This window comes from bacterium (genome assembly GCA_021372515.1).
Classification (GTDB): domain Bacteria; phylum Gemmatimonadota; class Glassbacteria; order GWA2-58-10; family GWA2-58-10; genus JAJFUG01.
The window spans coordinates 1-7,587 of the sequence record JAJFUG010000115.1 but is presented as its reverse complement, the minus strand read 5'-3'; the positions used below and the strand labels follow the sequence as shown (position 1 = coordinate 7,587).

Annotated in this window: 7 protein-coding genes; 2 read left to right on the top strand and 5 right to left on the bottom strand. The window is 64.7% G+C overall.

Going from position 1 to position 7,587, the window contains the following annotated elements:
- The 5 genes from LLH00_11645 to LLH00_11625 all read right to left on the bottom strand — a co-directional run.
- A partial coding sequence (locus LLH00_11645; GenBank protein ID MCE5271919.1) for a methyltransferase domain-containing protein occupies positions 1-524 on the bottom strand: 524 nt, incomplete at its 3' end.
- The gene (locus LLH00_11640) at positions 511-1,341 is read right to left on the bottom strand and encodes a metal ABC transporter permease (protein MCE5271918.1); all 831 of its coding nucleotides are present in this window, start codon (positions 1,339-1,341) and stop codon (positions 511-513) included. The genes LLH00_11645 and LLH00_11640, both read right to left, overlap by 14 nt.
- Positions 1,342-1,346: 5 nt before the next feature.
- Positions 1,347-2,123, bottom strand: coding sequence for an ABC transporter ATP-binding protein (locus LLH00_11635; protein ID MCE5271917.1), 777 nt, complete (start codon positions 2,121-2,123; stop codon positions 1,347-1,349).
- The gene (locus LLH00_11630; protein ID MCE5271916.1) at positions 2,120-2,965 is read right to left on the bottom strand and encodes a zinc ABC transporter substrate-binding protein; all 846 of its coding nucleotides are present in this window, start codon (positions 2,963-2,965) and stop codon (positions 2,120-2,122) included. Before LLH00_11630 ends, LLH00_11635 begins: the two co-directional genes overlap by 4 nt.
- A 63-nt stretch (positions 2,966-3,028) precedes the next feature.
- Positions 3,029-4,975, bottom strand: a complete 1,947-nt coding sequence (locus tag LLH00_11625) for a TonB-dependent receptor plug domain-containing protein (GenBank protein ID MCE5271915.1) — start codon at positions 4,973-4,975, stop codon at positions 3,029-3,031.
- Positions 4,976-5,160: 185 nt separating this feature from the next.
- On the opposite strand from LLH00_11625, the gene LLH00_11620 reads away from it, so the two are divergent.
- Together LLH00_11620 and LLH00_11615 are read left to right on the top strand one after the other, a co-directional pair.
- The gene (locus LLH00_11620) at positions 5,161-6,231 is read left to right on the top strand and encodes a glycosyltransferase family 4 protein (protein ID MCE5271914.1); all 1,071 of its coding nucleotides are present in this window, start codon (positions 5,161-5,163) and stop codon (positions 6,229-6,231) included.
- Positions 6,232-6,549: 318 nt separating this feature from the next.
- Positions 6,550-7,587 (top strand): exo-alpha-sialidase (locus LLH00_11615; GenBank protein ID MCE5271913.1); only part of this gene is annotated, 1,038 nt, incomplete at its 3' end.

The window sequence follows — 7,587 nt, the reverse complement described above, 5'->3', positions numbered from 1 at the left end:
TCCTCGGGCAGCATGTCCAGGGCCACCTCGCCGCTCATGGCGGCGTGGCAGACATTGAGCTGTTCCCGCCCGGCGGGATGGGCCAGGATCAGCCAGCCGCCGGGACGCAGCACGCGGCGCAGCTCGGCCAGGCAGGCGCTTTTATCATCCAGGTGCGGGAACACCCGGAACAGCACCGCCGCCTCGAACCGTGCCCCGGCCAGGGGCAGGACTGCGGCTTCCGCCTGGAAATAGAACGCGCGCTCCAACTGCTTGGTCCGTGCCTGGACCAGCATCGCCCCCGAGATGTCGAAAGCGGTCACCTGGCCGGCCGGGCCCAGCACGCCCAGAAGCGCGGCGCTCACCTGGCCGCTGCCGCAACCCACCTCCAGCACCCGCCATCCGCGCCTGAGGCCCATCTCCCGCACCAGGGACTCGATCTTGCAACGCTCGCTCTCGGCGCTGTTTTCGCGGTCCCAACCCTCGGCGTGGCAGTCGAAAAAGCGCCGCTTGCTTTGCGGCCCCCGCGTCTCAGAATGCGCCATGGCCGGCCTGCCTCCTTTTGGGTGAAAGAAGCAGCGAAAGCCCGAACAGCGCGCTGGAGGCCACCACCACACAGGCCCCGGAGGGCAGGTTGAACAGGCTGGACAGGAGCATCCCCGCCACTGCCGCCAGCACGCCGAACAGCGCGGAGATCAGGAACAGGCGGCTCATCCGGTAGGTGAACTGCCAGGCCGCGGCCGCCGGGTTGACTATCATGCTGAACAGCATCAGCCCGCCCACCGTGTCCAGGTTGACCGTGACCGTGGCCCCGCACAGCACCAGCAACAGGTACCAGGTGAACCGCTCGCGCAGGCCCGAGGCGGCCGCCACCTGCCGCGAGAACATCACCGCCCGGAACTCCTTGTAGAACAGGAACACAGTGGCGAGCCCCAGCGCGGTCACCACGGCCAGGCGCAGGATATCCTCGCCGGAGAGCAGGAGGATGTTGCCCCAGATCAGGCCCAGCATGTCGTTGCGCGGAGTGGGGGACAGACCGATCCCCAGGAACGCCAGGCCCATCATCAGCGAGAAGATCACGCCCAGCGAGATATTGGGGTCCATCCGCACCCGGTCGGTCAGCGGACCCACGGCGAACGAGGCGGCCAGGGCCAGCGCGAACCCGCAGCCCGCCGGGGGCAGTCCGGCCAGAAGGCCGAACACCGCGCCCGCCATGGCTGCGTGCGACATGGCCACGCCGATGAACGGGATGCGCATGGTCACGATGAACACGCCGATCACCGAGCAGCCCACCCCGCACAGGACCGAGGCGGCCAGGGCGTTGCGGAAAAATGGGAATTGCCAGAGTTCGAAAAGGCTCACCGCAGTCATTCCTGGAAGATCTGGTAGCGTCCGCCGCGCAGCTCCAGTTCCACCCGGCAGCCGTACAGCTCGGAAAGCCGCTCCGGGGTGAGGCATTGTTCCTTGGGGCCAGCGTCCAGAATAGCTCCCGCGCGGACCAGGGCCACATGGCCGCAGCCGGCGGGCAGGCTCGAAATCTCGTGTGTCACGACCAGCACTGTCATCCGGCGGGTCTGCTGAAGGCGGTCCACGCTGTCGAGAAAACGCAGGGCCGCGCGCGGGTCGAGCGCCGCGGTCGGCTCGTCCAGGATCAGCAGCTCCGGCTCCTGGGCCAGGGCCCGGGCCAGAAGGACCCGCTGGCGCTCACCGCCCGAGAGAGTGCCGAAGGGGCGCTCCAGAAGGTGGGCCACCTCCAGCTCGGCGGCGCAGCGAGCGGCGGCCTCGTGGTCCGCGGCGCTCAAGGGGCGCAGCAGCCCACGCCGCCCGGTCCGGCCGATCAGGACCACCTCGCGGGCGGATATCGGCAGGCCCTCGTCGAAAAACAGGTGCTGGGCCAGGAACCCCACCCGTTTGCGCAGCTCGGTCAGTTTCCAGTTGGCCAGGTCTTTTCCGAGCACGGCGGCTTTGCCAGCGGCCAGGGGGACAAACCCGGCCGCCAGGCGCACCAGGGTGGACTTGCCCGCACCGTTCGGCCCCACTATCCCCCAGAACTGGCCGCTATCGACCCGCCAGGATACCTCGTGCAGCACAGTCCGTCGGTGCAGGACCACCGTGGCCCGCAGAAACTCGATCTCCGTGCTCATGGCTGGCTTTCACCCTCGGCGGCCCGGATCAGCAGCTCCAGGTTGTCGGCCAGAAGGCCCGGCCAGTCGCCGTTGCGCTCGTTGGTGCCCGGGAAATTGCTGAGGATGCAGACCGGCAGGCCGGTCTGGGCCGCCACCGCGCGGGCGACTTTCTCGCCGCCGCTCTGAAGGTTGCCCACCACGAAAACTGCCCCGCCCTCGCGCCCGGCTTTGATTATCCGGCCCAGGCTCAGGGCCGAGAGCTCCTCGGGCGAGTTGGTGAACGTGCCGGCGGACTTGGCCCCGGCCCAGAGCGCGAACGCAACCTGCTTGTCCGAGCAGAGCGCAATCCGCCCGGCGATCCCAGATTGATCCAGGCGCGCGCGGGCGTGGGTTTCAGCGGAGTCGATCATGACAAGCGCCGCGGCGTAATTTGCCTCCAGGCTGTCGTCCAGTGACGGGAAAGCCTCGGCCAGGATGCCCTTGAGCTGCTCCAGGGCGCGGCGGAAATTCTGCGGGACCAGCAAGTGGCCGGGAGTCTCCAGCACGGCCAGGTGCATACCGGGGTTCTGCTCGCGGAAACGGTTGTCCAGGTAGGCCTGATAGTCGTGGCGCACGATCAGGACCGAGCGGGCCAGCCGCGCGGCATCGCCGGGCCGCAGGTCATAGGTGCCCGGACAGGAGGCGGGTGGGATCAGGGTCTGGACCTCGATCCGGCCAGGGGCGAGAAGCTCCAGCATGCAACCGATCATGCTGGTCGAGGCGGTCACAACCGGACGCTCCCCGGCCAGGGCGCGGGCCGCAGGGTTGACAGCGGCTGACAGAGCCAGGACAAGCAACAGTCTGACCGTGAAACGTGGCATCGGTTCCTCCAAAAAAAAGACGGGAGGGGACGCCTCCCCCTCCCGTAGGGATTGCCATCGGGTTCAGCGGTTGAAAGATAAACCGAAATAGGCCGTGGCGCCAGGCATTGGATAGCCGGGCTTGAACTCGTAGTCCGTGTCGGTCAGGTTCTCCACCGCCAGGAACAGGCTGCTGTGCTCGAAAGAGGCCCCGGCCCGGCCGAGGTAGTAATCGACCCGGGTGTTGAGCGTGGTGAACGCCTCCACCTTGCCCATCACGCTGCCGAAACGGTCGTTGGCCACCCAGCGGTCACCCACGGACTCCAGGTCCAGGCTCAGGTGCAGCCTGGGGGCTACGATCAGGTTGGTGCCCAGGGTGAACATGTAGCCCGGGGCCTGGGGCAGGTCGGAGGGGGTGGAATTCATCACGCTGAGGCCGCCGTAGAGCGAGAACCGGCTCAGCGCCGACCAGCTGGCCGAAAGCTCGGCCCCGGTGGTCTTGAAACTGCCCACGTTGCCGAACGAGGGCGGCGGCGGAGGTGGCGAGACAAAACTGATCATGTCCTCGCCGTCATCGTGGAACAGGCTCAGGTCCAGGGTCAGGCCCTGGCGCGGGGTGACCTTGCACCCGAGTTCGTAGTGCTTGACCCGCTCGGGTTTCAGGTCCTCGTAGGCCGGACCCTGGCGGTTCCAGGCCACATTGTAGAACCAGACCGCGTACACCCCGGCGTAGTTGTAGCCACGCGCGAAATTGCCGTAGAGCTGCCACTTGTCCCCGGCCAGCACCACTCCGGCCTCGGGGGCGGCCTCGTTGTCGTAGGCCGAGTGCCAGTTGTAGCGCGCCCCGGCCGAGGGGGTGAGGCTCAGTCCCGGTCGCAGCTCGAAGCTGTGCGACAGGTTGGCGTAGAGCGCGGTGCTGTAGAAATATTTCGAGGGCATGCTCTTGGTGGCCGCGGGTTTGTCCATGTGCAGCTCGGTGGCCTTGCCGCCGTAGGCGTCGTAGTCCAGGCCCACGGTGAGCTGGGTGGCCTCGGCCAGGGCGATGTTCTGGCGGGCGCGCAGTCCGCGGTTGAGGTAATCTGTGTTCGTGTCGTAGGGGTCGCTCGCGGCGGCGTCCCACTGCTGCCAGTTCATGCTGCCGTCATCCGCGTACAGCCTCACGAAACCGTCCGCGCGCTCGCTGTGGTTGGCCAGTGTCAGGTTGGCGGTGAAATCGGTGTTGTTGAACCGTCCCCGCACCGGAGGCGGCGAACTGACCACACCCGGGTCATCCGCGGTGTTGTCGTAGTGCGACAGGATGAGCGAGGCGTCCCAGGTGTCCGAGATGTTGTAGCCGATCCGTCCCCAGTAATTTTTCAACTCACCATAGGCCTGCTTGCGGTGACCGTCCGTGCCCTTGGCCGCCGCTCCCAGATAATAGTCGAAACGGCCCTCTTTGCCCCCGTGGTTGAACACCAGGTTGTAGGTGTCGTGCGAGCCGTAGAGGGTGTTGAGTTCGGTCCGGAACCCGTCGCTGTGCATGCGGCGGCTGTGGAGGTTGACCGCGCCGAACGACATGTTGCCCATCTCAACCGGCTGGGGTGACTTGAACACGTCGATGCTCTCCAGATTATCCACGCTCAGCACGTCCATCAGCGGGTGTGTCCAGAGGCCGACAAACTTCGGGACGCCATCGACCAGCATCTCCACCGAGGCGCCGGGACGGCCCGCTCCCATGCCGCGGATGTAGATCGCGCCGCCCTCGCCGCCGCCGTAGCTGCCCACCAGATTGTGGCGCGAGATCATCACGCCCGGCACCCGGCGCAGCGCAGAGGGCAGGTCCAAGGCATCCAGGTCGCGCACCTGCTGCTCGCTGATCCGTGTGACCGCCACACCGGTCTTGCGTATCTGAATCTCGTCGATCACCGCCTTGCCCACCACCACCACGGGCGGGAGCTGGTAGACTGTATCCGGATTTATCTCCGCCGCCGCCGGGCCGGCCACAACCGAGGCCGCCAGCAGCATCAGCCCGAACCACGAATGCCTGTGCACGACTCCTCCAGTTTGTTGGTTTGATCCATCGTGTTACGATTTTTAAAGATGTAATACGAATATAGGGAGGCTCACCCCGGCGCACAAGGAATAAATTCATTTTTTCAGGGAGCGCTGGCATCGTTTCCAGGCGGGAATCTGCGACAGGGGTTTACTCGGCAGGCCGGAACTGATATTTTATCCGCATGAATATTCTGTTCCTCACCTACCAGGGCGACCTGGGCGGGGCGACCCGCTCGATGGATTACCTGGCGCGCGGCCTGGCCGCGCGCGGGCACACGGTCTATTTCGGCTGCCGGCGCGAGGCGCGGCTCTGGGATGACCTTTCAGGCTCGAAAGTGCACCTGGCGCCGATGGAGTTCGGCCGTCTGGGCGGGCCAGCGGTCCGCCAGATCGACAACCTCTGCCGCGAGCACGATATCCAGATAGTCAACGCCCAGTCCAGCCAGGACCGTTACGCCGCGATGCGGGCCAAGCTGGTCCACCGCACCCCGTTCAAGCTCGTGTTCACCCGCCGTCAGATGCCCGATTCCAGCCGCTTGAGCGGGCTTCTCACCACCCTGTGCGCGGACCGGGTGATCGCGGTCAGCCGGGCCGTGGGCGAGGCCCTGGCCGGGCGCTGGGTGGCGCGGAGGCTCATCGAGGTGGTGTACAACGGCACCCCGCGCGAAAAGTACGAGGGCCTCGACCCGGCGGGCACGGCCCGCCTGCGCGAGCGCCTGGACATCCCAGAGGGCGCCACCGTGATCGGTTGCATCGCGCGCAAGAAACGTCAGGACATACTGCTGGCGGCCCTGCCCTGGCTTCCCCCCGAGGCCATTATCCTCCTGGTCGGCCCGGGCCGTCAGCCGGAGTGGGACTCGATCCTCGACCGCCTGCGCCCCAAGCAGCGGGTCATCATCCTGGACCATGAGGAGCGCAGCCTGCTGTTCTATCCGCTGCTCACGGTGAGCGTGCTGCCCTCCCTGCTCGAGGGCCTCAGCCAGACCATCCTCGAATCCATGGCCCTGGGCGTGCCGGTGGTGGCCAGCCGCTGGGGCGGCAACCCGGAGATCGTGGAGGAGGGCGAAAGCGGGCTGCTGTTCGAGCCGCTGAACCCGCGCGACCTGGCGGCCAAGGTCAACCGTCTGCTGGAGGACCGGGAACTGGCCGGTCGGTTCATCACGCGGGGCCGTGAGCGGGCGCTGGTCGATTTCAGCGTGGAGCGCACGGTGGAGAACACCGAGCGGGTGTTCCAGCGCCTGCTGGAGGGCTGAGGCAGCCAGTCCCCGATCACCGGGTCGCGCGGGGGAGCCGCCGGCCCACGCTGTGATCGTTCCGGTAAGCCGGCCGCTGACTCGATTGCGTTCACAGTTATAGTCCATCCGCAACCCTCCTGTTGAATGCGTTCTTGAAAAAACTTGACAAGCCCGAAATGTTGTGCGATTAATAATTGCGTGCAGCAAGCAATTATAAGCAGGCGACGGGTTCCGACGGTATCTCCGCTGGACTACTATTGGCGTAATATCTTGATGCAGATATGGAATCCCGGATTGGATCAGGGAAGCATTTTCTCCCCGTCAGGAGCATGCTGAATGAAAACCGCTGGACGAATGAAAAAAGTGCTTGTCGTTTCAGTGTTGGTCCTCGCTCAGACCGGCTTTGAAATCAGGGATGTATCAGCCGGGGACGGAAAACAGCCCGGCTACGTCTCGGGGGAGTTCATCTTCCCTTTGGACAACAAGCCCACCCCGCAATGCCACGCCTCGACGGTCGTTGAGGCCGACTCAGGGATTGTGGCCGCCTGGTTCGGTGGGACGCGCGAGAAAAATCCCGACGTCGGCATCTGGGTTTCTCGTTTAGAGGGCGAAGGCTGGTCGACGCCGGTTGAAGTAGCTGACGGCGTACAATCGGATACAATGCGTTACCCCTGCTGGAATCCGGTGCTGTTCCAGCCCATCAAAGGCCCATTGATGATTTTCTATAAGGTGGGGCCGGATCCGGTGCGGTGGTGGGGAATGCTGATGACCTCAAAAGATGGTGGTAAAAGCTGGAGCAAACCGGAACGATTACCGGATAACATTCTCGGGCCTATAAAGAACAAACCAGTCCAATTGAGCAGCGGCGAAATCCTGTGTCCATCGAGCACCGAAAACGCCGGCTGGAGAGTGCATTTCGAGATAGCGTCCGCTTCGGCCGACACCTGGGAAACGGTTGGTCCGATCAACGACGGGAATGAGTTTGCGGCCATTCAGCCCACTGTTTTCCGTCATGCGGACGGTGCTTTGCAAGCCCTTTGCCGAACTCAACAGGGAGTGATTGCTGAAAGCTGGTCCCATGATAACGGGAAAACCTGGAGTGCGATGGAACCGACCGGACTGCCCAATCCGAATTCAGGGATCGATGGTGTAACGCTCAAGGACGGCAGGCTGCTCCTGGTGTACAACAATTCGATTCAGTCCAGATACCCTCTGAACGTGGCGGTCTCAAGAGACGGGAAGAGATGGTCGGAAGTAATGACCTTGGAGGATCAGCCGGGGGAGTATTCGTATCCGGCAGTCATTCAAAGTTCGGATGGAATGGTCCATATCACGTATACGTACAATCGCGTTGCGATAAAGTATGTCCTGCTG

Excerpts from the sequence above, each read along its gene's own strand:
- LLH00_11635 (MCE5271917.1), bottom strand. The coding sequence starts at position 2,123 with ATGAGCACGGAGATCGAGTTTCTGCGGGCCACGGTGGTCCTGCACCGA.
- LLH00_11630 (MCE5271916.1), bottom strand. The coding sequence starts at position 2,965 with ATGCCACGTTTCACGGTCAGACTGTTGCTTGTCCTGGCTCTGTCAGCC.
- LLH00_11620 (MCE5271914.1), top strand. The coding sequence starts at position 5,161 with ATGAATATTCTGTTCCTCACCTACCAGGGCGACCTGGGCGGGGCGACC.